This is a genomic window from Rossellomorea sp. LjRoot5, assembly GCF_964253455.1.
GTDB lineage: Bacteria > Bacillota > Bacilli > Bacillales > Bacillaceae_B > Rossellomorea.
Map to the genome: position 1 here is coordinate 932,825 of NZ_CAXUQN020000001.1, position 24,588 is coordinate 957,412.

Sequence of the window (24,588 nt, forward strand, 5' to 3'; positions counted from 1 at the left end):
AAGCGGCGAGCCACTCACCGCTTTCCAGATATGGATCAGCCTTCATTCGTTACTTCACATCTTTATTGGCTAATTCGAACCCTTTTACGAGTGCCGAAGCTTTTTCATCAGCGATCACCGTTACATGGTCATGATCATTCAGAATAGAAGCAGGGAAGCTTTCGGAAATAGTGCCTTCTACTAATTTTCTTAGTGCTTCCTGTTTCGCTTCGCCTGATACAAGGAGGAGAATTTCCCTGCTTTTCATGATCGATGAGATTCCCATCGTAATCGCATGTGTCGGTACTTCATCGATTGAATCAAAATAACGGGCATTTGCCTCCCGGGTTGATTGGGCAAGTTCCACAACATGAGTGCTGGAGTCAAAAGAAGTCCCGGGTTCATTAAATCCGATATGACCGTTGCTGCCGATCCCCAGTACTTGAATGTCGATGCCGCCGTGGGAACGGATTTTTTCATCATACGCATTGGATTCTTTTTCGGGGTCCGCCGCATCTCCTGAAGGAATATGGATGTTTCCAGAATCGATATCAATGTGCCTGAATAGGTTCTCATTCATGTACTGATAGTAGCTGTTCGGGTGTTGACGGGGTAGTCCGATGTATTCGTCCAGATTGAAGGAAGATACATGTCGATAAGACGTCCCATTTTGCTCATGGTCATCAATCAGTGCCTCGTAAAGCCCTTTTGGGGTACCCCCTGTGGCCAGTCCCAGGGTCAGATTTTCAGATGATTTCACTTTGGATAATAGATAGTCTGCAGCGACTTGACTCATTTCCTGGTAGTCTTTTACTTCAATTCGTTTCATGAGTGTCATCCTCTCGAATATAGGCTATTTTCCCTTTGCATATCGTGGTGTATACGTCTTTGTTTTCATCTAATAGGACGATATCTGCATCTTTCAGGGGTGCGAGGCTTCCTTTCCGGCTAAAAACATTTAATTGTTTGGCGGGATTCTCAGCTGTCATTTTAATCGCACTTCTCATATCACTTGTTGTGAATGATTGAATGTTTGAAAAGGCATCCTTCATTTTCAGTACGCTTCCTGCCAATGTGTCTTCATCTAACATGGCTTTGCCGTCATTGACCGTCACCATCTGACCGCCGAGATCATACTGACCATTCTTCAGACATTTCGCCCTCATGGAATCGGTAATGAGGATTAAACGTTCATCCGTGATCTGATTGAAAGCAAGTTGAATCACTTCAGGCCGGACGTGGATGCCGTCTGAAATCAATTCCACCATCAGTTCCTGTCGCAGGAAGGATGCTCCGACGATCCCCGGCTCACGATGATGGAGTCCCGACATTTGATTAAACAAGTGGGTCACATGGGATAAGCCGGCATCGATGGCCTCCCCGACTTCATCGAAGGTTGCACTGGAGTGGCCCACTGAAGAGACGATCCCGTTTGCTTTTAAGTAACGGATCAATTCGTAATCGTCATCAAGCTCGGGGGCGAGCGTGACTACTTTTATGTGGTTTTGAGATAGTGCCTGCCAGCGTTTAAATGTGTCAACGCTCGGCTTTTGGATTCGATCGAGAGGTTGTGCGCCTGCACGGTCCGGATTGATGAACGGTCCTTCTAAGTGAAGGCCGAGAATTTCCGCCTGACCATCTTTTTGATGATTGGCCATATAATCGGCGGTATTCTTCAATGCTTTTTCGATCGGCTCCGATCCTTCTGTCATTGTTGTGGCAAGGAAGCTCGTGGTTCCTTCTTTCGGAAGAGTCCCTGTCATCGTATCAAGGGCTTCCCTGGTCGCATCCATGGTATCGGCTCCATTTACGCCATGAATATGAATATCTATCATTCCAGGGACCACACTATACCCATGGGGAAGGGAAATCACTTTGTACCCTTCTGTATCTGTTAAAGGAGAACGTTCACCCATTTCGGTGATCATTCCGTTTTCAATTTTGATATACCCTTTTTCATACACTGTATCTTCTGCATAGATTGTTCCATTCAGTATTAGCAGTTTTTCTATATTTGAGGTCATTGAAATCACTCCTTGAGTACTTTACCATTCTACAATACCACCAGTAAGTATAGATGTCTATACCAGTTAGAAAGTGGGAAAAATATTTCAAATATGAAATGCGACGGGTAACCTATCCGAATCAATAAAGCAATAAGTCCCAATAGATGAATTGGTATAGACTTCTATTCCTTTTTAATGATATGATTTTTCCTAAGCGCTTTCAAATGAAATAAAAGGAGAGAATAGTATGTTAGGTTTCTTACAACGAATCGGTAAATCGCTCATGCTTCCCATCGCGGTTCTGCCTGCAGCTGCATTACTGCTGAGATTGGGTCAGGATGATCTGCTGGGTATCGCGTTCATGTCTGAAGCAGGCGATGCTATATTTAAAAATTTAGCACTAATCTTTGCCATCGGGGTGGCCATCGGATTTTCGAAAGATGGAAATGGTACAGCCGGATTGGCAGGTGCCATTGGTTATCTGGTATTAACTGGAGGGTTAAAAGCCCTTGACCCGGACTCAGATATGGCGATTTTCGGCGGAATCATATCCGGTGTGGTGGCAGGTTTATTATATAACCGTTTCAATGATATTAAACTTCCGGCATGGCTCGGATTTTTTGGAGGCAGACGTTTCGTTCCCATTGTGACAGCTGCATCCATGGTTGTACTCGCAGGGATCTTCGGCATCATCTGGCCGCCGATCCAGAGCGGGATCAATTCCATCGGTGAATGGATCATCGGGGCAGGTGCGACGGGAGTGGGTGTGTTCGGCCTGCTAAACCGTCTCCTGATTCCGGTTGGACTGCATCATGTGTTGAATACCCTCGTCTGGTTTGAATTCGGCACATTTAAAGATGCAGCGGGTGAAGTCGTGAAAGGGGATATTCCCCGATTTTTCGCAGGGGATCCTACAGCCGGGACCTTCCAGACCGGATTCTTCCCGATTATGATGTTCGGTCTTCCGGCAGCGTGTCTCGCCATGATCGTGACGGCAAAAAAACACATGCGTGCCAACGTAGCGGGGATGTTGATCGGACTCGCCGTCACTTCCTTCTTAACAGGGATCACGGAGCCGATAGAATTCAGCTTCATGTTCTTATCTCCTGTCCTTTACGGGATTCACGCTGTCCTGACGGCGAGTTCTATGGTCGTTACCTATGTACTTGGCATTCATCATGGATTCGGTTTCTCGGCGGGTGCCTTTGACTACATCCTTAATTTCAGCATCGGTCAAAAGCCTTGGCTATTACTCGGAGTGGGGATTCTCTACGGGATCATCTACTTCCTCCTATTTACTTTCTTGATCAAGAAGTTCAATTTGAAAACTCCTGGTCGTGAAGATGATGAAGATGTGGGGGCACCAGTTAAGAACTCAGGCGGGAATGGTAAGTACGAGATCATGGCTTCGCATTTCCTTCAAGATCTCGGTGGAAAAGAAAACCTGGCCGTCATCGATAACTGTGCCACTCGGTTACGTCTCGAAATCAATGATGTCACACTGGTAGACGAAAAAGCGTTAAAAGCTCACGGTGCGAAAGGTGTGATGAAGGTGAATAATCGGAACCTTCAAGTCATTGTAGGAACAGATGTGGAATTTGTCGCAGACGAGCTGAGAAAGCTGAAATAAGTGGAGACTGCTGACCGTACCGGGCTTGCCCTCATCGGAACGTTGTCTGCTTTTTACATGATAGATATAATAAAATAGAGCTTAAATCCGTTATATCGAAAGGAGAACCGTTCGTGGTTAATAAAAATTCTCCTCTTCCTTTGTATTATCAGTTAGAAGAACACCTTAACCACTTAATACAGTCTGAAGAGCTCAAACCGGGGGACGCCCTTCCATCCGAACGGGAACTTGCTGAGTCATTTAAAATCAGCAGGATGACCGTGAGACAGGCGATTACCAATCTGGTGAATAAGAATGTCTTATATAGAGAGAAAGGGCGGGGCACCTTCGTCTCCCATCGGAAAATCGAACAAAGCCTCCAAGGACTGACAAGCTTTAGCGAAGATATGAAAAGCAGGGGACTCGAGCCTGGGAATAAATTATTGCATTTCGAAATTTCTCCGGCATCAGAGGATATCCGGGAGCTCCTTTCACTGGAGGAAGAAGAACTTGTGTATACGATGAAGCGGATCCGCCTTGCAAACGGCGAACCGATGGCATTGGAGACGAGTTATATACCCGTCAAGCTGCTTCCTGGATTGAATCAGGAAACATTGGAGAAATCCCTGTATCACTATATCGAAAGAGAGCTGAACCTTCGCATCAGTCATGCCACCCAATCAGTGGAAGCGGCAATTGTGACAGAAGCGGATACGAAGCATCTGAAGGTGAAAAGCGGGGAGCCGGTGCTCTTCATCCAACGGGATTCATTCCTGGAAGACGGGACCCCTTTTGAATTGGTACGATCCGTATATCGAGCCGATAAATATAAGTTTAAAATCAACCTCGACAGAATGTGAAAAAAGGAGCAGAGGCCCCGTTTAAATAGGGATCCTGCTCCTTTTTGATTACAGTCCTTTTGTTAACAGGGGAATCCGTCTGCGGTACTTCTCGATCAACCTTTCATTATGATCCCCTGCACCATCCACGTTTCCACTGATGAAGATAGGCGGCTCAAACCCTCTTTCCGCCATGTGTCCGATGGCACCGGCCATGATACTATTCAAAATCGCAGCTCCGACGACGGTTGAGGAAGGTGAAAATGGAACAGCCACCCGTTCATCGGTCATGACAGCATCCCCAACGACGGAGTGATTGTTCATGGCAAGATCCACTACTTCACTAAGAAATTTCCCGCTTGGATGCCTTGATGTTTCTTTTTCTACGTAGTCAAAGGAGCTGATGGAAGCAACATAAGCGCCCTTTTCCTTCGCATGAAGAGCAACGTCGATAGGAACAGGGTTCTTTCCAGAGGTAGAGAGGACGATCACCACGTCTTGAGGCTGAATATCCTCTCCACTCATGAACTCTGACGCAAATCCTTCTGCTCTTTCTAATTGAGAAGACCGTACGGCTCCTTCGTGGAGCATGAGGGGCTCAATCAAAATCGGGTTGATGGGAACCAGTCCACCTGCTCTGTAGAAGACCTCTTCAGAGAGGATGTGAGAGTGTCCGCACCCGAAAAGGTGGATGATACCGTCTTGTTGGATGCAGGAAGAAATGCGTTGGGCAAGACTGGCCATTTTGTCTGCTTCTTTCGTTTGAACCACGTGAAGTTTTTCCTGGATTTTTTCAAAATATGTCGTAATCATTCTGTTCCCGCTTTCAGTTTTTCTTTCAGCATACCATAATGCTAATGAATCTATTCAATCCTCACGCCCCGCAGAAAGCGAGCACCTGCAGCGGAAATCAACCTGCACTCGCTCTTTCCAATCGCATAAAGGTAAACCCTTTTTCAAAATCACCAATAGATGTTATAGTAAGATAATATAAAATTGAATTTCCTGAAAGGATGTTCTTAATGAGCTATAAAATGATCGTACTTGATTTAGATGATACATTACTACGGGATGACCAAACGATTTCAAACCGCACAAAAGATGCCCTCATACAGGCGCAGGAAGCCGGAGTGAAAGTCGTCCTTGCATCCGGACGTCCTACCCAGGGAATGCGTTGGGTAGCGGAAGAATTGAAACTCGATCATTACGGAAGCTACATTCTCCCTTTCAACGGATCGAAAATCATAGATTGCAAGACAAAGGAAGAGAAATACAGCCGAACCCTTTCAGCTGAAACGGCACATTCCTTATATGACATAAGTAAGCGAGAAGATGTAGGTATTCTGACTTATGCAGAAGACGCCATTATAGTAGAAGAAAAAAATCAATTTGCTTCCATAGAAAGTGACCTGACGGGCCTACCGGTGAAAGTCGTTCCGGATTTTAAGGAAGCGATCACGGGACCGGTCGTGAAAGCTCTTATGCTGAAAGAAGCCGATTATCTGGCAGAAGTGGAGAAAAAGCTACAAGCCGAGCTTGACGGTGAACTCAGCGTGATGCGATCAAAGCCCTTCTTCCTTGAATTCACCCAGCTTGGTGTCACAAAAGGAGCAAGCCTTGACTATCTGATCAAACCTATGGGAATCAAGCCCGAGGAAGTCATTGCCATCGGGGACAGCTACAATGATCTGACCATGATTGAATTTGCCGGCCTCGGAGTCGCCATGGGTAACGCCCCGGATGACATGAAGGAAAAGGCGGATTACGTTACATCTTCCAATATGGAAGACGGAGTAGCAGAAGTGGTCGAAACATTTGTGTTGAATAAATTGTCCAAAATCTGATTGCAAAAGGACCGGAGTCCATATAGGGGACTCCGGTCTTTTTCCCCTTTTTTTAAATAAAAGGGAAAAAATGTATAAAATCTTCCGTTCTATGATACTATTAAAAGTAACATTGTAAACCGGAGGACAGAGTATTGAAAGTTATAGGTGGTGTAGTAGTTAAATTCCTATTATCGATCATAGGGATCATTTTTATAGGCGGCCTGCCCGTCCTGCTTTCGGGTATTGGCGAGCGGGAATTGAACTTGCAGGCGTACTGGCAATCCGTAAAAGAAATTGTATATGCCCTGTTTCACGCCGGGGATTTAACATACGTGGTAATCGGTGGAGAGAAGGAACGTGACCTGTTCCCTTATTTATGGGAACCGATCTTCTATTCACTAATCATTTTATTTTCCGCTTTTCTTCTCGCAAGTTTCTTAAGTATCCTCCTCACGATTTTCACCATGCTGTTTTCACAGAAAAAACGAAATCGAATCAAATTCTTCTTATATTTATTCGAATCAATGCCCGATGTTCTGGTCATCCTGCTATCACAGCTGATTGTCCTCTATCTGTACAAGCAGACAGGCATCCTGTTTTTTGAGATTGCTTCCGTAGCAACGGAAAAAGCGTATTTTCTTCCCATCCTTGTGTTGGCAGTATTGCCTACGGTACAGCTGTTCAGAATTTCAATCCTTTCTTTTGAAAGGGAAGAAGGAAAAGACTATGTGACACTTGCTCAATCAATCGGATTGGGGAAACTGGTGATCTTAACATTCCATATATTAAGGAATGCCATTATCTCCGTCTTTTTTCAATCGAAGAAAACAGTATGGTTCATGCTGTCCAATTTATTCGTTCTGGAGCTTTTATTCAATATCGCCGGGATCACCCGTTTCCTGAAGTCGACGCTACAGCCGAAAATGTTTACAATCGCGATTCTTTCGATTTTCATTCCTCTGTTTGTCTTCTATACGGTTGGAGAGATCGTGCTCTCTAAAAAGGCCAACAAAGGGGAGGAAATTTAATATGAAGAAAAGCGTATGGAAAAACCCATTCTTTCTAATTGGATTCACTTTCATTTCTGTGATGATTGTGTCAAGCTTCTTCTATTCGTTTGTGTGGGGGAACGAGATCAGAAGATTGTATTTTATCTCTGAAGAAGGCGTTGTCGTGGAATCTTCCCCGATTTCACCGAAGTGGTTATTTCCATTCGGGACGGATGCCCAAGGGCTTGATTTGCTCGGTAAAATCATCATCGGGGCAAAATATACAATCTTAACGGCCTTTGTGATTGCCTTCTTAAGGGTATTTTTATCGATTCCCCTTGGTTTGATACTGGGAACCTTTCTGATGAAGTATAAAAAATACATCAATGGATGGATCGATTCCTTCCATTACATCCCTTTGACGATTCTTGCTTATTTTTTGCTGCAGCCGGTCCTTTGGGAACCGTTTGAAGGATTTTCCACTTCCCTCGTGGAGCGGTTCGTCATCGAGATTCTCTTATTAACGCTGCTTATCGTTCCGATCTTATCTGCGCTCCTGGGAAATGAAGTGTCACTAGTGTACAAGCAGGAATTCGTTTTGAGTGCGAAAACATTGGGGGCAGGGAAGTGGAGAATCATCTTTAAGCATATCTTACCTTCCATGAAAGAAAAACTCGTCATTTTATTGGGACAGCAATTCATGCAAACACTCGTCATTTTCATACATCTGGGGTTACTCACCTTATTCTTGGGTGGTACGGACGTGGACTATCAGATGGTACATGACCCGCCAAGATCGATTACGTATGAATGGTCCGGCCTGATAGGCGATTCCTTTCGCTATCTTCAAGGGGCACCATGGATACCGTTGACGCCGATCCTGTTTTTTTCTGCGACGATGCTATCGGTTTCGTTCATGATCGAAGGATATGTACAGGCAACGAGCGGACAGTCCTATTATAAAAAGAAATTCAAGGCGGCCTACCGCCCATTGAAGGAAAACAAAGTAAAAGAGCTCGATAAGTCCGATTTTCAAAAGGTAAATATGTAAGGATGGAGCAAAATAAAGGGGAAGGTCTTTGCTTACTGGTAATAATTTCATTAGTCGTTTATGTTTTACGTAAAGATTTATAGGGAATTAGTTTACACTGAGCAAACAAAACAAGGATATTTTTAACAATGGAAGTATATTCAACCACCATAGTGGGAATATATGGGGCGTTCACTTCTTGTTCAAAATTCCTTAACCCTTGTCAGATAAGGATTCCGCACCGTAATTAGCAGCGTTTGTCGAATCCCCATGAAATATTTTTGATACATTTACCGCAAATTGTTATACACATGAAATCAATTTTTGTTATAATACTCGTTGTTGATTCGATTGGATTTACATTCGCTTAACATTTCCTTACTCAAATGATGCTAATAAGTGCTACAAATTAAATACAATAAAAAAGGTGATGAAGTATGAACTTCTTTAAAAGACAGGTTGAAGATATACGCAGTGGGAAGTTATCGTTCTTCTTTACAGTCGTCGTATTGTTTTGGATCAAGACCTACGCGGTATATTTAGCCGAATTTAATCTAGGAATACAAAATGCACTTCAGCATTTTCTTTTATTTCTTAACCCATTAAGCTCAGCTCTCTTATTCTTTGCTCTCGCATTATTCTGGAAAGGCAAGGGTCGGTATATCGCATTCATCGTCATTAACTTCCTGATGTCCTTTGTCCTCTATGCGAACGTCGTATACTATCGTTTCTTTAATGACTTCATTACAGTTCCGGTATTACTTCAGGCGAAGACGAATAACGGACTTGGAGGAAGTGCACTGGAATTATTGAGTCCTATCGATATCCTGTACTTCTCTGACTTGTTCATAATCATTGGACTGATGATTATGAAGAAAGTGAAACCACAAGAAAAATTACGTTTCCGTTCAGTATTCGCGGTCATGACATCAGCAGTCCTTGTGTTCTTACTGAACCTTGGCCTTGCAGAAATCGACCGTCCAGAACTATTGACACGAAGCTTTGACCGTAACTATCTTGTGAAGTATCTTGGTACACACAACTTTACGATTTATGATGTGATCCAGAATTCCAAGACATCTGCCAAGCGTGCCCTGGCAGACAGTAATGAAGTATCAGAAGTAGAGAACTTTGTGAAAGCAAACAAAGTGGACCCAAACCCTGAATACTTCGGTAAAGCAAAAGGGAAAAACGTCATTTATGTATCGATGGAATCCCTGCAAAACTTTGTGATCGGGAAAGAAATCGATGGGCAAGAGGTAACGCCATTCCTTAACTCATTAGTGGAAAAAGAAGATGCGATCTATTTCGATAATTTCTTCCACCAGACTGGTCAAGGGAAGACATCCGATGCCGAATTCATCATGGAGAATGGATTATACGGATTACCTCAGGGTGCCGTCTACATGACGAACGCCAACAACACGTTGCAATCAGCACCTGGAATCTTAAAAGGTGAAGGATATACTTCAGCAGCGTTCCACGGAAACTATAAAACGTTCTGGAACCGTTCTGAAATGTATCGAACGATGGGATATGATGAGTTCTACGATGCAACGTATTATGATATGAGTAATCCGGAAGAGCAGCTTCCGTATGGATTGAAGGATAAGCCGTTCTTTGAAGAATCCATGCCGATGCTTGAAAAATTACCACAGCCGTTCTATACGAAATTCATTACCCTATCGAACCACTTCCCGTTCGATCGTCATGAGAATGATACAGACTTCGAACCGGGTCAATTTGGCGATGGTGTAGTGAACCGTTATTTCCAAACGGCCCACTATATGGATTCAGCTTTGGAACAATTCTTTAATGATCTGAAAGAAAGTGGACTATATGATGATACCGTCATCGTCCTTTACGGTGATCACTATGGTATTTCTGAAAACCATAATAAAGCAATGGAACAAGTCACAGGCGAAGAAATCACAGATTTCAAAAATGCACAGCTTCAGCGCGTTCCGTTATTCATCATTGCTCCAGGGGTCGAGGGTGAAGTCAATCACACATACGGCGGTCAAATAGACGTCCGTGAAACACTATTCAACCTTCTTGGTGTGGATAACAGGGACTTTATCAGTTTTGGTCAGGACTTACTGTCCAAAGATCGTAAACAAATCGTACCTTTCAGAAATGGAGACGTCATTACTCCTGAATACTCTGATATCAAAGGAGTATGTTACGATAACGAAACGGGTCAACCTGTAGAAGAAGGAAGCAACGCATGTGAAGATGCGTCTAAAGAAGCTACGAAACGTCTCGAACTTTCAGATAAAGTAGTATATGAAGACTTACTTCGTTTCTACAAACCAGAAGGCTATAAACAAATCGATCGTTCAGATTATCAATATATAAACCCGAATCCGAAAAGCGCAGAAAATCCTGAAGCTTCTCAGGAAGAGTCTCACGAGTAATTCGGGTATAGTAAGCCAGTCCTTTCACCATGATGGTGGGGGGGCTGGCTTTTTTTGTTGTGGGTAGGAGTGGTTCGTTCAGCTGCTGATTATGTGTGAAAAATCAGCAGCTGAAAAATAGAAAGGTTTCAACAGGAAAAAACATCGACTGCTCACTTTTGATTGTAATATGATTGATTATGATAGTTTTTGATTAAAAATGATTGATATTTGTAACCGTTCTCATTATAATGAAGGTAACAAACGATCGGAGAAAGTAGGAGAGGCCATGTTAACCGAGGAACGTCATCGAGTCATTTTAGACTTATTGAAGGAGAAGGATGCGATCAAGATCCAGGATATCGTAGATGCAACGAATGCCTCAGAGTCAACGATTCGCAGGGACTTAACGCAGCTGGAGCAGGAAAAATACCTGAAAAGGATTCATGGCGGGGCGTCAAAGCTGCAAGGGAAATTGAAGGAATTGAGCGTTTCTGAAAAATCATCCAAAAGCCTTCATGAAAAACAGGTAATCGGCCAATACGCAGCCTCTCTGGTGGAAGAAGGGGATTGCATCTATCTGGATGCCGGTACGACTACCTTGAGTCTGATCGATCATCTTCCTGAAAAAGACATTGTCGTCGTCACGAATGGATTGACCCATGTGGAAGCCCTGCTTCAAAAAGGATTTAAAACCTATATGATCGGTGGGTACGTCAAGCCCGTAACGAGAGCGATGGTCGGTAGTGGGGCACTGGATTCCCTCCGACAATACCGATTTGATAAAGCATTTATGGGGGCAAACGGGGTGCATGCACAATATGGATTCACCACGCCAGATCCTGAAGAGGCCCTGGTGAAGCGGATGGCCATTGAGTTATCAAGAGAAGCTATGTTCCTTGCCGACGATTCTAAATTCGGTGAAATTGCTTTCAGTAAAATAGTGGATCTCGATAAAGCGATGATCATTACAAACACTTTGGATGAAGAGCATGATCAGGCAATGAGGAATCAAACTACAATAAAGGTTGTGACAACATGATATATACATTAACACTGAACCCTTCTGTGGATTACATTATGGAACTGGACTCCTTTCAAAAAGGCGGTCTTAACCGGAGCAGTGCAGAAAGTGCCTTTCCAGGGGGGAAGGGGATCAATGTTTCCCGCGTTTTACACATATTGAACGTGGACAGTGTGGCACTTGGATTTGCAGGGGGATACACGGGGGAGTACATCAAACAATTTTTGAACCAAGAGGATATCAGGACAGAGTTTGTCGAGGTAAAGGAAGCCTCTCGCATAAACGTCAAGGTGAAGGCGGATGATGAAACGGAAATAAACGGAAGCGGGCCTTCCATCAGCGAAGAGAACATCCGGGAGCTGCTCGATCAAATATCTTCCTTGACGGCAGATGACATGATTGTGCTTGCCGGAAGCATACCTGCTTCGGTTCCAAAGACATTTTATCAGGAGATTGCCGCTCAATGTCAAAAACAAGGGACGAAAGTGATCATCGATGCTGAGAAAAAATTGATTGAACCGGTCCTGCCTTTAAAGCCATTCCTCATCAAGCCGAATCATCATGAGCTCGGGGAAATGTTTGATGTAAAGATCGACTCTATTGAAAAAGCGGTACATTACGGAAAGAAACTCAAAGATACCGGTGTTGAAAACGTCATGGTATCAATGGCTGAAAAAGGTGCACTCCTGCTGACTGATAATGGGATGTTTTATTCTTCTGTACCTAAGGGGGAATTGAAAAGCTCGGTCGGTGCAGGGGATTCAACGGTCGCCGGATTCCTTGCCGGCCTTTCGAGGGGATGGAGCGTGAAGGATTCTTTCCGCTTGGGTACCTCAGCCGGGTCGGCGACTGCCTATTCCATTGGTCTCTGTTCATCTGAACACGTGGAAAGATTATTCGAAGACATTCAGATTACAAACATATAGAGGGGGAATTCAAAATGAGAATAACGGAATTACTGACAAAAGATACGATTCAGCTTCATGTATCTTCTCATTCGAAAAACGGAGTCATTGACGAGCTGGTATCCGTTTTGGATCAAAGTGGTAAATTGCAGGACCGTGATGAATTCAAGAAAGCGATCCTTAATCGGGAAGCACAGAGTACGACGGGGATCGGGGAAGGAATTGCGATTCCCCATGCGAAAACATCCGCTGTTAAAGCACCTGCGATTGCATTCGGAAAATCAGAAGAGGGTGTTGATTATGAATCTCTTGATGGCGCACCAGCTCATTTGTTTTTCATGATTGCAGCGACTGAAGGGGCGAATCAAACCCATTTAGAGGCACTCAGTCGCCTTTCGTCCATGCTGATGGATATGGATGTACGGAAAGCACTGTTGAACGCTGGTACAAAAGAAGAGGTATTGGAAATCATTAATACTCATGATGGTGAGGACGAAGAAGAAACGACCGCTGAAACGTCCGCTCCGGGGGGGAAGATCCTTGCTGTCACGGCTTGTCCCACAGGGATCGCTCATACGTATATGGCAGCTGATGCACTAAAGGCGAAAGCGAAAACGATGGATGTGAATCTGAAAGTAGAGACAAATGGTTCAGGAGGGGCAAAGAACATCCTGACACAAGAAGAAATTGAAAGTGCCATAGCCATCATTGTCGCAGCGGACACGAAAGTGGAAATGAATCGGTTCAAAGGAAAACACGTCATCGAAGTTCCTGTGGCGGAAGCGATCAGACGTCCTGAAGAACTATTGAATCAAGCCATGAAAAAAGACGCCCCGATATATAAAGGGGGAGAGCAGGAGAAAGATTCCGATAAGGGCTCTGAGAAAAAGCAAAAATCGGGGTTCTATAAGCACCTTATGAATGGTGTATCCAACATGCTTCCGTTCGTGGTAGGGGGAGGGATCCTGATTGCCATCTCCTTCTTATTCGGCATTCAGTCAGCAAACCCTGATTCTCCGGAGTACAATGAGTTTGCGGCGATCTTGAATACGATCGGTGGAGGGAATGCCTTTTACCTGATGGTTCCTGTCCTTGCAGGGTTCATTGCCATGAGTATAGCCGACAGACCGGGGTTTGCCCCTGGTATGGTAGGCGGATTAATTGCAGCAACGGGTCAAAGTGGATTTTTAGGCGGAATCATTGCCGGTTTCTTAGCCGGTTATGTAGTACTTGGAATTAAACGATTAACTAAGAATTTCCCTTCCGCTTTGGAAGGAATCAAACCGGTACTCATTTATCCGTTACTTGGTATTTTCATTACAGGGGTGATCATGCTTCAATTCCTGGTTGAACCTCTAAGTGCACTCAATACAGGCATACAGAACTGGCTTGATGGTCTCGGAACAGGAAACTTGATATTACTTGGGTTGATCCTGGGGGGAATGATGGCTGTCGACATGGGAGGTCCCATCAACAAAGCGGCCTTCACGTTCGGGATCGCCATGATAGAAGGCGGGAACCTGGCACCCCATGCGGCCATCATGGCAGGAGGGATGGTACCTCCATTGGGACTCGCCATGGCCACGACATTATTTAAGAAGAAGTTCAATGATAATGAGCGGAAAGCGGGTATTGCAGCTTACTTTATGGGCGCTTCCTTTATTACCGAAGGAGCGATTCCTTTTGCAGCAGCGGATCCATTCCGTGTGATTCCTTCGATTGTGACGGGATCTGCGATTGCAGGGGCATTGACCATGTTCTTTGGGATCGGTTTACCTGCACCGCATGGGGGATTATTCGTCTTCCCTGTAGTGGAAGGAAATCCATTCCTATATCTACTGGCGGTTCTGATCGGGTCCGTCATTACAGCGCTAATGGTAGGCTTCTTGAAGAAACCTGTAAAATAGCCGGGAGAAGAACAAAAAAGAACGAGGGAAATTCCCTCGTTCTTTGTTACGTTTATAAGCTCTCGATCTCTACATCCTTGATTCCTTCTATTTCTGAAATGGTGTAGTAAATGTCTACCGTCTTTTTCCTGAAGTCAACAATGATCTTTAACTCTAATAGATGGTGTTGATTCTTCAAGTCTTTGATCCGGATATTTTCAATGGTGATCTCTTCGGCTTTGATTTTTTCAATGATCGACTTGATCTCCTTCTTTTCGGATATCGTGGCGCGAAGGGACAATTCTTTTTCCCTCAGGCGTTTTGGACCTAAGTAAGTGATGATGATAGGGACCACTTCTACAGATACGATCAAAAGGAGGACCCCCGCAGTTGCTTCGAAATAAAAGCCTGCACCGACGGCTATCCCTATTCCTGCTGCCCCCCAAATCATCGCGGCAGTGGTCAAACCTGAAATACTATCGTTTCCTTTGCGCAGGATGACACCTGCTCCCAGGAAGCCGATACCCGAAACAATCTGAGCGGCTAATCGAAGCGGGTCCATGGTGATATTCACTTTGTCCGAACCCTCAGAAAGATAGGCGGATTCCATGGACACAATCGTTAATAAACAACTCACAATGCAGATGACAAGAGACGTCTTCAGTCCTACAGGCTTTCTCTTCAATTCCCTCTCTAGACCTATAATCAATCCCAATACGGCTGAAACACCGAGTTTTATTAAGAATGTCGTATCTAATAGCTCCATCCATCCCCCTCCAATCCTTCCAGACTACAAAAAAATTCATGTAGTAATTCGATTCGTCTGATTATAAAATAGAGCAATGAACAACATATATCAGGAGGTCTGTCATGTCGGATGCGAAAGTAAATCCATACCTTATACTTGCTATCGGAGTCATCTCCGTTTCCACCTCTGCCATCTTAGTGAAGGTATCGAGTGCGCCATCAGGCATTTTGGCATTTTATCGATTGTTTTTCACCGTTCTTATAATGTCCCCGGTATTTTTTTTAAAGTATGTGAAGGAATTGAAACTTATTACTCTGAGAGACTGGATGTTTTCGATTTTAGCCGGTGTATTCCTGGCGTTTCATTTCATCCTTTGGTTTGAATCCTTACACTACACTTCCGTTGCAAGTTCCACGGTGCTTGTCACGCTGCAACCGTTATTCGCTTTTATCGGTGCGTACCTATTCTTTCAGGAAAAGTTAACGGCAAAGGCTTTATTATCCGCTGTCTTAGCCGTTGTAGGGAGCTTCATCATCAGCTGGGGGGACTTCCGGATAAGCGGCAGCGCTTTATGGGGAGATATTTTGGCTTTAATTGCATGCGCCCTTATAACGGGATACCTCTTATTCGGGCAGACAATCAGAAAACGGCTATCTCTTATGACATATACATACCTCGTTTATGTCATAAGCTCTATCGTCTTATTACTCTATGTCCTTTTCCGATCTGAAAGTCTGGGACCCTACCCGAAAGAAGATTGGATCTATTTCCTTCTTCTTGCCATCATCCCGACGCTACTTGGGCATACATTGTTTAATTGGTCGTTAAAATGGTTAAGTACCTCGACGATCTCCGTGGCCATCCTCTTTGAACCAATAGGCGCATCTCTCCTCGCCTATTGGCTATTAGGGGAAAAAGTACTGATGACTCAGGTGATGGGCGGCATGGTCATTATGACCGGTGTCACGCTTTTCTTAATAGAAGAAAGGAAACTGAAAAAACTTACCCAAGCGAGTGAGGTGAAAACGGATGCACTATAGAAAGGCAGAACTGCAAGACGCAGGGAGCCTCGCTTACGTCCATGTGCATAGCTGGAGGACCACCTACCGGGGGATCGTTTCAGAAGATTACCTCGAGTCTTTATCCATAGTGGAAAGAGAAAAGAGGTGGGTCAGTATCCTTTCAGATGCCCATTACACGTATGTATGCGAAAAGGAAGACGGAGAAATCATCGGCTTTGTTTCAATTGGAAAAGAGCGTTCTGGTAAATATGAAGGAGAGTTGTATGCCATCTATCTTCTGGAAGATTATCAAGGGAAGGGCATTGGGAAAGCATTATTTGATATTGCCAGGGGAGGGCTCAAGAACATGGGCTTCAACTCCATGTGGATCTGGGTGTTGAAAGAGAACCCGTCGAAACACTTTTATTACAAATATAATCCTGTCCTTTTGAAGGAAGAGATATTGACAATAGGGAATGAAGAGCACCGGGAAGAGGGGTTGCTGATGGACCTCAATCAAAAAGACTAAGGAGCGATGGCCCCTTAGTCTTTTTGAATACGTCGGACTCAAGAAAATACGTATGTAAAGCCGGAAAAAACAAAAGCCATGACTACGGAAAAAATAAAGGTCAATCCCCTTACAGGAGCAGTACTTTCACATATCTTAAGGGCCTGTACATAAGAATACGCAAATAAATACACGGCCATGATGAAAGATAGAAATAGTGCAACGGTTGTAAGCATGTCAGAAAAATCCCCTTTCAGAATGCGTAGTACTCATGTATATGGAGAATATCCTTGTAACAGAACAGACCCGAGATTAATAATGTTTTAAGTTTTCCTTAAAAATATATTGCAATAGCATTAACAGCGTGTTATATTAATAAACGTCGCTGATACAGCAAACAACATTCAAGAAAAACAAATGAAAAAGTTGTTGACGCGAAAGTGTAAAACGTGATATATTAATAAAGTCGCTTCTTAGACAAGCGATAAACATTGAACCTTGAAAACTGAACAAAACAAGACAATACGTCAACGTTAATTCTAGATTTATTTTTAAAGAGCTATTCAAACTTTTATCGGAGAGTTTGATCCTGGCTCAGGACGAACGCTGGCGGCGTGCCTAATACATGCAAGTCGAGCGGATTGATGGGAGCTTGCTCCCTGATATCAGCGGCGGACGGGTGAGTAACACGTGGGTAACCTGCCTGTAAGACTGGGATAACTCCGGGAAACCGGGGCTAATACCGGATAACTCATTTCCTCGCATGAGGAAATGTTGAAAGGTGGCTTTTAGCTATCACTTACAGATGGACCCGCGGCGCATTAGCTAGTTGGTGAGGTAACGGCTCACCAAGGCAACGATGCGTAGCCGACCTGAGAGGGTGATCGGCCACACTGGGACTGAGACACGGCCCAGACTCCTACGGGAGGCAGCAGTAGGGAATCTTCCGCAATGGACGAAAGTCTGACGGAGCAACGCCGCGTGAGTGATGAAGGTTTTCGGATCGTAAAGCTCTGTTGTTAGGGAAGAACAAGTGCCGTTCGAATAGGGCGGCACCTTGACGGTACCTAACCAGAAAGCCACGGCTAACTACGTGCCAGCAGCCGCGGTAATACGTAGGTGGCAAGCGTTGTCCGGAATTATTGGGCGTAAAGCGCGCGCAGGTGGTTTCTTAAGTCTGATGTGAAAGCCCACGGCTCAACCGTGGAGGGTCATTGGAAACTGGGGAACTTGAGTGCAGAAGAGGAAAGTGGAATTCCAAGTGTAGCGGTGAAATGCGTAGATATTTGGAGGAACACCAGTGGCGAAGGCGACTTTCTGGTCTGTAACTGACACTGAGGCGCGAAAGCGTGGGGAGCAAACAGGATTAGATACCCTGGTAGTCCACGCCGTAAACGATGAGTGCTAAGTGTTAGGGGGTTTCCGCCCCTTAGTGCTGCAGCTAACGCATTAAGCACTCCGCCTGGGGAGTACGGTCGCAAGACTGAAACTCAAAGGAATTGACGGGGGCCCGCACAAGCGGTGGAGCATGTGGTTTAATTCGAAGCAACGCGAAGAACCTTACCAGGTCTTGACATCCTCTGACAACCCTAGAGATAGGGCTTTCCCCTTCGGGGGACAGAGTGACAGGTGGTGCATGGTTGTCGTCAGCTCGTGTCGTGAGATGTTGGGTTAAGTCCCGCAACGAGCGCAACCCTTGATCTTAGTTGCCAGCATTCAGTTGGGCACTCTAAGATGACTGCCGGTGACAAACCGGAGGAAGGTGGGGATGACGTCAAATCATCATGCCCCTTATGACCTGGGCTACACACGTGCTACAATGGACGGTACAAAGGGCAGCAAGACCGCGAGGTTTAGCCAATCCCATAAAACCGTTCTCAGTTCGGATTGTAGGCTGCAACTCGCCTACATGAAGCTGGAATCGCTAGTAATCGCGGATCAGCATGCCGCGGTGAATACGTTCCCGGGCCTTGTACACACCGCCCGTCACACCACGAGAGTTTGTAACACCCGAAGTCGGTGAGGTAACCTTTTGGAGCCAGCCGCCTAAGGTGGGACAGATGATTGGGGTGAAGTCGTAACAAGGTAGCCGTATCGGAAGGTGCGGCTGGATCACCTCCTTTCTAAGGAAGATTTACAAAACAAGTTGACAGTCGAAGTTTTGTTCAGTTTTGATGGTTCAACCATCAGGGATTTTTGCGAAAGCAAAATATCCAACCATAATGTCTCTTGTGAGACAAATGATTGTTCTTTGAAAACTAGATAAAGATAAATTGATAGTCAAGAAATTACCGAGTATCGCCATTTTAGGGTTTAAACCTTAATTAGTAAGTGATCAAATTTTGATTTAGCAGCAAAGCTGATAAAGCGAAATTTAGGTTAAGTTATGAAGGGCGCACGGTGGATGCCTTGGCACTAGGAGCCGACGAAGGACGGGACTAACACCGATATGCTTTGGGGAGCTGTAAGTGAGCTTTGATCCAGAGATTTCCGAATGGGGGAACCCATTGTTCGTAATGGAACAATATCCTTACTTGAATACATAGAGTATGGAAGGCAGACCCAGGGAACTGAAACATCTAAGTACCTGGAGGAAGAGAAAGCAATTGCGATTCCCTGAGTAGCGGCGAGCGAAACGGGATATAGCCCAAACCAAGAGGCTTGCCTCTTGGGGTTGTAGGACACTCTATACGGAGTTACAAAGGAATGAAGTAGACGAAGAAGTCTGGAAAGGCTCGTCAAAGAAGGTAACAACCCTGTAGTTGAAACTTCATTCCCTCTTGAGTGGATCCTGAGTACGGCGGGACACGTGAAATCCCGTCGGAAGCTGGGAGGACCATCTCCCAAGGCTAAATACTCCCTAGTGACCGATAGTGAACCAGTACCGTGAGGGAAAGGTGAAAAGCACCCCGGAAGGGGAGTGAAATAGAACCTGAAACCGTGTGCCTACAAGTAGTCAGAGCCCGTTAACGGGTGATGGCGTGCCTTTTGTAGAATGAACCGGCGAGTTACGATCCCATGCAAGGTTAAGTTGATAAGACGGAGCCGCAGCGAAAGCGAGTCTGAATAGGGCGAATTTAGTATGTGGTCGTAGACCCGAAACCAGGTGATCTACCCATGTCCAGGATGAAGTTCAGGTAACACTGAATGGAGGTCCGAACCCACGCACGTTGAAAAGTGCGGGGATGAGGTGTGGGTAGCGGAGAAATTCCAATCGAACTTGGAGATAGCTGGTTCTCTCCGAAATAGCTTTAGGGCTAGCCTCATGTGTAAGAGTCTTGGAGGTAGAGCACTGTTTGGACTAGGGGCCCTCATCGGGTTACCGAATTCAGACAAACTCCGAATGCCAAAGACTTATCCATGGGAGTCAGACTGCGAGTGATAAGATCCGTAGTCGAAAGGGAAACAGCCCAGACCACCAGCTAAGGTCCCAAAGTATACGTTAAGTGGAAAAGGATGTGGAGTTGCTTAGACAACCAGGATGTTGGCTTAGAAGCAGCCACCATTTAAAGAGTGCGTAATAGCTCACTGGTCGAGTGACTCTGCGCCGAAAATGTACCGGGGCTAAACGTATCACCGAAGCTGTGGATTGACACCTCTAGGTGTCAGTGGTAGGAGAGCGTTCTAAGGACTGCGAAGCTAGACCGTAAGGACTGGTGGAGTGCTTAGAAGTGAGAATGCCGGTATGAGTAGCGAAAGATGGGTGAGAATCCCATCCACCGAATGCCTAAGGTTTCCTGAGGAAGGCTCGTCCGCTCAGGGTTAGTCGGGACCTAAGTCGAGGCCGATAGGCGTAGACGATGGACAACAGGTTGATATTCCTGTACCACCTCTTTTCCGTTTGAGCAATGGGGGGACGCAGGAGGATAGGGTAAGCGCACTGCTGGATATGTGCGTCTAAGCAGTTAGGCTGATGATGAGGCAAATCCCATCATCTTAGAAGGCTGAGCTGTGACAGCGAGCGAATTATAGTAGCGAAGTTCCTGATTCCACACTGCCAAGAAAAGCCTCTAGCGAGGAAAAAGGTGCCCGTACCGCAAACCGACACAGGTAGGCGAGGAGAGAATCCTAAGGTGAGCGAGAGAACTCTCGTTAAGGAACTCGGCAAAATGACCCCGTAACTTCGGGAGAAGGGGTGCTCTGGTAGGGTGCAAGCCCGAGAGAGCCGCAGTGAATAGGCCCAGGCGACTGTTTAGCAAAAACACAGGTCTCTGCGAAGCCGTAAGGCGAAGTATAGGGGCTGACGCCTGCCCGGTGCTGGAAGGTTAAGAGGAGTGCTTAGCGTAAGCGAAGGTGCGAATCGAAGCCCCAGTAAACGGCGGCCGTAACTATAACGGTCCTAAGGTAGCGAAATTCCTTGTCGGGTAAGTTCCGACCCGCACGAAAGGCGTAACGATCTGGGCACTGTCTCAACGAGAGACTCGGTGAAATTATAGTACCTGTGAAGATGCAGGTTACCCGCGACAGGACGGAAAGACCCCGTGGAGCTTTACTGTAGCCTGATATTGAATTTTGGTACAGCTTGTACAGGATAGGTAGGAGCCTTGGAAACCGGAGCGCTAGCTTCGGTGGAGGCATCGGTGGGATACTACCCTGGCTGTATTGAAATTCTAACCCGCGCCCCTTATCGGGGTGGGAGACAGTGTCAGGTGGGCAGTTTGACTGGGGCGGTCGCCTCCTAAAGAGTAACGGAGGCGCCCAAAGGTTCCCTCAGAATGGTTGGAAATCATTCGCAGAGTGTAAAGGCACAAGGGAGCTTGACTGCGAGACCTACAAGTCGAGCAGGGACGAAAGTCGGGCTTAGTGATCCGGTGGTTCCGCATGGAAGGGCCATCGCTCAACGGATAAAAGCTACCCCGGGGATAACAGGCTTATCTCCCCCAAGAGTCCACATCGACGGGGAGGTTTGGCACCTCGATGTCGGCTCATCGCATCCTGGGGCTGTAGTCGGTCCCAAGGGTTGGGCTGTTCGCCCATTAAAGCGGTACGCGAGCTGGGTTCAGAACGTCGTGAGACAGTTCGGTCCCTATCCGTCGTGGGCGCAGGAAATTTGAGAGGAGCTGTCCTTAGTACGAGAGGACCGGGATGGACGCACCGCTGGTGTACCAGTTGTCTTGCCAAAGGCATCGCTGGGTAGCTATGTGCGGAAGGGATAAGTGCTGAAAGCATCTAAGCATGAAGCCCCCCTCGAGATGAGATTTCCCATCACGTAAGTGAGTAAGATCCCTAGAAGATGACTAGGTAGATAGGTCAGAGATGGAAGCATGGCGACATGTGGAGTTGACTGATACTAATCGATCGAGGACTTAACCACATTATAAAGCGGAGGCGGCTTGAACAGAGACGACAAGCATTTCTGGGCAATCAGAAGAGGGTGCTTTTTACCCTCAGCTGATTGAACTGAAATGACCTCGAGTCTCTAGCCGCCGGAGCTGGATTACTGTCTACTTGTAATAGTAGATACAACAATGGGTCGATATTCGGCTTTCTTGACATCAATTCTTTATCTAGTTTTCAGGGAATAATTTTTATACGAAAATATAAAAAAACCTTGAAATATTATGTCTACACGATATAATAATACTTGTCCTTAAAAAGAGACAAGACATAGTCTGGTGACAATGGCGAAGAGGTCACACCCGTTCCCATGCCGAACACGGAAGTTAAGCTCTTCAGCGCCGATGGTAGTTGGGGGATCTCCCCCTGTGAGAGTAGGACGTCGCCAGGCTATATAACAAGGAGGATTAGCTCAGCTGGGAGAGCATCTGCCTTACAAGCAGAGGGTCGGCGGTTCGATCCCGTCATCCTCCACCATTTTAACCACTTAGAAACTTACCGTGCCGGTGTAGCTCAACTGGTAGAGCAACTGACTTGTAATCAGTAGGTTGGGGGTTCAAGTCCTCTTGCCGGCACCATTTGGTTTTTTTATGAGATGAGCCATTAGCTCAGTTGGTAGAGCATCTGACTTTTAATCAGAGGGTCGAAGGTTCGAATCCTTCATGGCTCACCAAAGATTTTTGCCCTGGCAAAATATCTTACCATTGTTTTTCTCCAATGTGAAAAACAAAAATATATGCGGGTGTGGCGGAATTGGCAGACGCACCAGACTTAGGATCTGGCGCCGCAAGGCGTGGGGGTTCAAGTCCCTTCACCCGCACCATTTCTTTTGCGGAAGTAGTTCAGTGGTAGAACACCACCTTGCCAAGGTGGGGGTCGCGGGTTCGAATCCCGTCTTCCGCTCCAGAGACTTGCCGGGGTGGCGGAACTGGCAGACGCACAGGACTTAAAATCCTGCGGTAGGTGACTACCGTACCGGTTCGATTCCGGTCCTCGGCACCAGAATTTTTTGCGACAGCAAAATATCTATCCTTACGTTACTATTAAAGAATTCATTTAGCGCCCGTAGCTCAATTGGATAGAGCGTTTGACTACGGATCAAAAGGTTAGGGGTTCGACTCCTCTCGGGCGCGCCATATATCGGGAAGTAGCTCAGCTTGGTAGAGCACTTGGTTTGGGACCAAGGGGTCGCAGGTTCGAATCCTGTCTTCCCGACCACTTCTTTGGGGCCTTAGCTCAGCTGGGAGAGCGCCTGCTTTGCACGCAGGAGGTCAGCGGTTCGATCCCGCTAGGCTCCACCAAGATTTTTTGCTCCAGCAAAATAATCTTCATTGATTTTTGCGAAGCAAAATAAATTCCCTTTATGTTTTACGAAAGTGAAACTTAATACTATGTTATATGTTTCTTGGCGGTGTAGCTCAGCTGGCTAGAGCGTACGGTTCATACCCGTGAGGTCGGGGGTTCGATCCCCTCCGCCGCTACCAATAGGGACCTTTAGCTCAGTTGGTTAGAGCAGACGGCTCATAACCGTCCGGTCGTAGGTTCGAGTCCTACAAGGTCCACCAAGTACCATTTTTCATTACGGAGGAATACCCAAGTCCGGCTGAAGGGATCGGTCTTGAAAACCGACAGGGGTGTAACAGCCCGCGGGGGTTCGAATCCCCCTTCCTCCTCCATATTATCTTTTATATTTTATCGTCGCGGGGTGGAGCACGACCGAATAATCTTCGGAGCCTTCACATCAGCGCAACGACTGAGCAACAGCTTGAATAAGCTTACTGAAGTCGGAGCGGATCTGCGTGATGCTTTATGGGATAGTAGAAACTTAATAATATTTTATCGTCGCGGGGTGGAGCAGTTCGGTAGCTCGTCGGGCTCATAACCCGAAGGTCGCAGGTTCAAATCCTGTCCCCGCAATACCATTTTGATTTATTTATGAATTAGGAAATTGATAATTCGCGATGAGTCACGTATGGATAGTTATTTTCGCTAGCGCGAAGGTAATGAAAGTTATTTTTGCTAGCGCAAAAAAACTTTGGTCCGGTAGTTCAGTTGGTTAGAATGCCTGCCTGTCACGCAGGAGGTCGCGGGTTCGAGTCCCGTCCGGACCGCCATTTATTTTTTGATATAGTTCTGTTTCTTCAAATGGAAAAGGGTTTCGATAAGTGAGAAGGTCGAGGAAGCGATCGAAGGAACACCGGAGCGTATTTAACATACGTGAGGATGTGACTGAGAGAGCTGACGAAGAGATTCGAAGCTTAGGGGAAGCCGAAAACTATTTGGCTCAGTAGCTCAGTTGGTAGAGCACGATGAATAAGCTTCACCCGAGTAAACTTCAGCGTACAGCTCGAGCAGCTCCTTGATTCAGCATCCTGAGAGCTGGACGATGGACTACAACATTCTAATTGTAGGATGCATACTAAATATGGCTCAGTAGCTCAGTTGGTAGAGCAATGGACTGAAAATCCATGTGTCGGCGGTTCGATTCCGTCCTGAGCCACCATT

At 45.9% G+C, this 24,588-nt stretch carries 15 protein-coding genes, 15 tRNA genes and 3 rRNA genes; 29 read left to right on the forward strand and 4 right to left on the reverse strand.

Going from position 1 to position 24,588, the window contains the following annotated elements; translation table 11 throughout:
• Positions 1–49: 49 nt before the first annotated feature.
• Together nagB and nagA are read right to left on the reverse strand one after the other, a co-directional pair.
• Entirely contained in the window at positions 50–808 is a 759-nt protein-coding gene (gene nagB, locus ACSQ2E_RS04680) for a glucosamine-6-phosphate deaminase (protein WP_435989500.1), read from the reverse strand.
• Complete coding sequence (gene nagA, locus ACSQ2E_RS04685) at positions 795–2,003, reverse strand: N-acetylglucosamine-6-phosphate deacetylase (protein WP_435989501.1); 1,209 nt, start codon at positions 2,001–2,003, stop codon at positions 795–797. The genes nagB and nagA overlap by 14 nt, the downstream gene beginning before the upstream one ends.
• Before the next feature lie 229 nt (positions 2,004–2,232).
• Between nagA and nagE the strand changes: the two genes are divergently transcribed.
• Both nagE and ACSQ2E_RS04695 read left to right on the forward strand, forming a co-directional pair.
• Complete coding sequence (gene nagE, locus ACSQ2E_RS04690) at positions 2,233–3,615, forward strand: N-acetylglucosamine-specific PTS transporter subunit IIBC (protein ID WP_435989502.1); 1,383 nt, start codon at positions 2,233–2,235, stop codon at positions 3,613–3,615.
• A gap of 113 nt (positions 3,616–3,728) precedes the next feature.
• Positions 3,729–4,454, forward strand: coding sequence for a GntR family transcriptional regulator (locus ACSQ2E_RS04695; protein ID WP_435989503.1), 726 nt, complete (start codon positions 3,729–3,731; stop codon positions 4,452–4,454).
• A 48-nt stretch (positions 4,455–4,502) separates the two neighbouring features.
• On the opposite strand, the gene ACSQ2E_RS04700 is transcribed toward ACSQ2E_RS04695, so the two are convergent.
• Positions 4,503–5,246 (reverse strand): SIS domain-containing protein, encoded by a 744-nt coding sequence (locus tag ACSQ2E_RS04700; RefSeq protein WP_435989504.1) that lies wholly within the window; start codon positions 5,244–5,246, stop codon positions 4,503–4,505.
• Between the two features lie 209 nt (positions 5,247–5,455).
• Here ACSQ2E_RS04700 and ACSQ2E_RS04705 point away from each other — a divergent pair, with 209 nt between their 5' ends.
• The 7 genes from ACSQ2E_RS04705 (at position 5,456) to ACSQ2E_RS04735 (ending at position 14,510) form a co-directional block, all read left to right on the forward strand.
• Complete coding sequence (locus ACSQ2E_RS04705) at positions 5,456–6,277, forward strand: Cof-type HAD-IIB family hydrolase (RefSeq protein WP_435989505.1); 822 nt, start codon at positions 5,456–5,458, stop codon at positions 6,275–6,277.
• A gap of 134 nt (positions 6,278–6,411) precedes the next feature.
• On the forward strand, positions 6,412–7,287 hold the full coding sequence (locus ACSQ2E_RS04710) for an ABC transporter permease subunit (RefSeq protein ID WP_435989506.1): 876 nt from the start codon (positions 6,412–6,414) through the stop codon (positions 7,285–7,287).
• 1 nt (position 7,288) lies between these two features.
• Positions 7,289–8,299 (forward strand): ABC transporter permease, encoded by a 1,011-nt coding sequence (locus ACSQ2E_RS04715; RefSeq protein ID WP_435989507.1) that lies wholly within the window; start codon positions 7,289–7,291, stop codon positions 8,297–8,299.
• Between the two features lie 416 nt (positions 8,300–8,715).
• Positions 8,716–10,695: an LTA synthase family protein gene (locus tag ACSQ2E_RS04720; protein WP_435989508.1), complete on the forward strand. Its 1,980-nt coding sequence runs from the start codon at positions 8,716–8,718 to the stop codon at positions 10,693–10,695.
• 268 nt (positions 10,696–10,963) lie between these two features.
• Positions 10,964–11,716, forward strand: a complete 753-nt coding sequence (locus tag ACSQ2E_RS04725) for a DeoR/GlpR family DNA-binding transcription regulator (RefSeq protein ID WP_435989509.1) — start codon at positions 10,964–10,966, stop codon at positions 11,714–11,716.
• The gene (gene pfkB, locus ACSQ2E_RS04730) at positions 11,713–12,624 is read left to right on the forward strand and encodes a 1-phosphofructokinase (RefSeq protein WP_435989510.1); all 912 of its coding nucleotides are present in this window, start codon (positions 11,713–11,715) and stop codon (positions 12,622–12,624) included. The genes ACSQ2E_RS04725 and pfkB overlap by 4 nt, the downstream gene beginning before the upstream one ends.
• A gap of 14 nt (positions 12,625–12,638) precedes the next feature.
• Positions 12,639–14,510: a PTS fructose transporter subunit IIABC gene (locus tag ACSQ2E_RS04735; protein ID WP_435989511.1), complete on the forward strand. Its 1,872-nt coding sequence runs from the start codon at positions 12,639–12,641 to the stop codon at positions 14,508–14,510.
• Between the two features lie 52 nt (positions 14,511–14,562).
• Here ACSQ2E_RS04735 and ACSQ2E_RS04740 read toward each other — a convergent pair whose 3' ends face one another.
• Positions 14,563–15,255 carry an MgtC/SapB family protein gene (locus tag ACSQ2E_RS04740; RefSeq protein WP_435989512.1) on the reverse strand — a complete coding sequence of 231 codons (693 nt, stop codon included), beginning with the start codon at positions 15,253–15,255 and terminating at the stop codon, positions 14,563–14,565.
• A gap of 104 nt (positions 15,256–15,359) precedes the next feature.
• Here ACSQ2E_RS04740 and ACSQ2E_RS04745 point away from each other — a divergent pair, with 104 nt between their 5' ends.
• From ACSQ2E_RS04745 to ACSQ2E_RS04840, 20 genes are all read left to right on the forward strand, one after another.
• Positions 15,360–16,277, forward strand: a complete 918-nt coding sequence (locus ACSQ2E_RS04745; protein ID WP_435989513.1) for a DMT family transporter — start codon at positions 15,360–15,362, stop codon at positions 16,275–16,277.
• Positions 16,267–16,767: an N-acetyltransferase family protein gene (locus tag ACSQ2E_RS04750; protein WP_435989514.1), complete on the forward strand. Its 501-nt coding sequence runs from the start codon at positions 16,267–16,269 to the stop codon at positions 16,765–16,767. The genes ACSQ2E_RS04745 and ACSQ2E_RS04750 overlap by 11 nt, the downstream gene beginning before the upstream one ends.
• Positions 16,768–17,317: 550 nt before the next feature.
• Positions 17,318–18,869 (forward strand): 16S ribosomal RNA (locus ACSQ2E_RS04755).
• 254 nt (positions 18,870–19,123) lie between these two features.
• Positions 19,124–22,060: ribosomal RNA gene (locus ACSQ2E_RS04760) — 23S ribosomal RNA — on the forward strand.
• A 297-nt stretch (positions 22,061–22,357) separates the two neighbouring features.
• A 5S ribosomal RNA gene (gene rrf / locus ACSQ2E_RS04765) occupies positions 22,358–22,474 on the forward strand.
• The 16S, 23S and 5S rRNA genes sit together here with 15 tRNA genes alongside, the layout of an rRNA operon.
• 10 nt (positions 22,475–22,484) lie before the next feature.
• A tRNA-Val gene (locus ACSQ2E_RS04770) sits at positions 22,485–22,560 on the forward strand.
• Positions 22,561–22,585: 25 nt separating this feature from the next.
• Positions 22,586–22,661, forward strand: a tRNA-Thr gene (locus ACSQ2E_RS04775).
• Positions 22,662–22,680: 19 nt separating this feature from the next.
• A tRNA-Lys gene (locus ACSQ2E_RS04780) sits at positions 22,681–22,756 on the forward strand.
• Between the two features lie 65 nt (positions 22,757–22,821).
• Positions 22,822–22,906 (forward strand) — tRNA-Leu (locus ACSQ2E_RS04785).
• Positions 22,907–22,914: 8 nt separating this feature from the next.
• Positions 22,915–22,989 (forward strand) — tRNA-Gly (locus tag ACSQ2E_RS04790).
• A gap of 7 nt (positions 22,990–22,996) precedes the next feature.
• Positions 22,997–23,085: transfer RNA gene (locus ACSQ2E_RS04795), tRNA-Leu, on the forward strand.
• A 57-nt stretch (positions 23,086–23,142) separates the two neighbouring features.
• A tRNA-Arg gene (locus ACSQ2E_RS04800) sits at positions 23,143–23,219 on the forward strand.
• A 5-nt stretch (positions 23,220–23,224) separates the two neighbouring features.
• Positions 23,225–23,301: transfer RNA gene (locus tag ACSQ2E_RS04805), tRNA-Pro, on the forward strand.
• Positions 23,302–23,308: 7 nt separating this feature from the next.
• Positions 23,309–23,384 (forward strand) — tRNA-Ala (locus ACSQ2E_RS04810).
• Between the two features lie 106 nt (positions 23,385–23,490).
• A tRNA-Met gene (locus ACSQ2E_RS04815) sits at positions 23,491–23,567 on the forward strand.
• Positions 23,568–23,571: 4 nt separating this feature from the next.
• Positions 23,572–23,648: transfer RNA gene (locus tag ACSQ2E_RS04820), tRNA-Ile, on the forward strand.
• Between the two features lie 18 nt (positions 23,649–23,666).
• Positions 23,667–23,759: transfer RNA gene (locus tag ACSQ2E_RS04825), tRNA-Ser, on the forward strand.
• 167 nt (positions 23,760–23,926) lie between these two features.
• Positions 23,927–24,000, forward strand: a tRNA-Met gene (locus ACSQ2E_RS04830).
• 120 nt (positions 24,001–24,120) lie between these two features.
• A tRNA-Asp gene (locus tag ACSQ2E_RS04835) sits at positions 24,121–24,197 on the forward strand.
• Between the two features lie 313 nt (positions 24,198–24,510).
• A tRNA-Phe gene (locus tag ACSQ2E_RS04840) sits at positions 24,511–24,586 on the forward strand.
• Positions 24,587–24,588: the final 2 nt, after the last annotated feature.

What these genes read in the sequence shown, in the direction of transcription:
- ACSQ2E_RS04740 (WP_435989512.1), bottom strand. Translation starts at nt 15,255, where the DNA reads ATGGAGCTATTAGATACGACATTCTTAATAAAACTCGGTGTTTCAGCC.
- ACSQ2E_RS04720 (WP_435989508.1), top strand. Translation starts at nt 8,716, where the DNA reads ATGAACTTCTTTAAAAGACAGGTTGAAGATATACGCAGTGGGAAGTTA.
- ACSQ2E_RS04735 (WP_435989511.1), top strand. Translation starts at nt 12,639, where the DNA reads ATGAGAATAACGGAATTACTGACAAAAGATACGATTCAGCTTCATGTA.
- nagB (WP_435989500.1), bottom strand. Translation starts at nt 808, where the DNA reads ATGAAACGAATTGAAGTAAAAGACTACCAGGAAATGAGTCAAGTCGCT.
- ACSQ2E_RS04745 (WP_435989513.1), top strand. Translation starts at nt 15,360, where the DNA reads ATGTCGGATGCGAAAGTAAATCCATACCTTATACTTGCTATCGGAGTC.
- ACSQ2E_RS04715 (WP_435989507.1), top strand. Translation starts at nt 7,289, where the DNA reads ATGAAGAAAAGCGTATGGAAAAACCCATTCTTTCTAATTGGATTCACT.
- nagA (WP_435989501.1), bottom strand. Translation starts at nt 2,003, where the DNA reads ATGACCTCAAATATAGAAAAACTGCTAATACTGAATGGAACAATCTAT.
- ACSQ2E_RS04700 (WP_435989504.1), bottom strand. Translation starts at nt 5,246, where the DNA reads ATGATTACGACATATTTTGAAAAAATCCAGGAAAAACTTCACGTGGTT.
- nagE (WP_435989502.1), top strand. Translation starts at nt 2,233, where the DNA reads ATGTTAGGTTTCTTACAACGAATCGGTAAATCGCTCATGCTTCCCATC.
- ACSQ2E_RS04750 (WP_435989514.1), top strand. Translation starts at nt 16,267, where the DNA reads ATGCACTATAGAAAGGCAGAACTGCAAGACGCAGGGAGCCTCGCTTAC.
- ACSQ2E_RS04705 (WP_435989505.1), top strand. Translation starts at nt 5,456, where the DNA reads ATGAGCTATAAAATGATCGTACTTGATTTAGATGATACATTACTACGG.
- pfkB (WP_435989510.1), top strand. Translation starts at nt 11,713, where the DNA reads ATGATATATACATTAACACTGAACCCTTCTGTGGATTACATTATGGAA.
- ACSQ2E_RS04725 (WP_435989509.1), top strand. Translation starts at nt 10,964, where the DNA reads ATGTTAACCGAGGAACGTCATCGAGTCATTTTAGACTTATTGAAGGAG.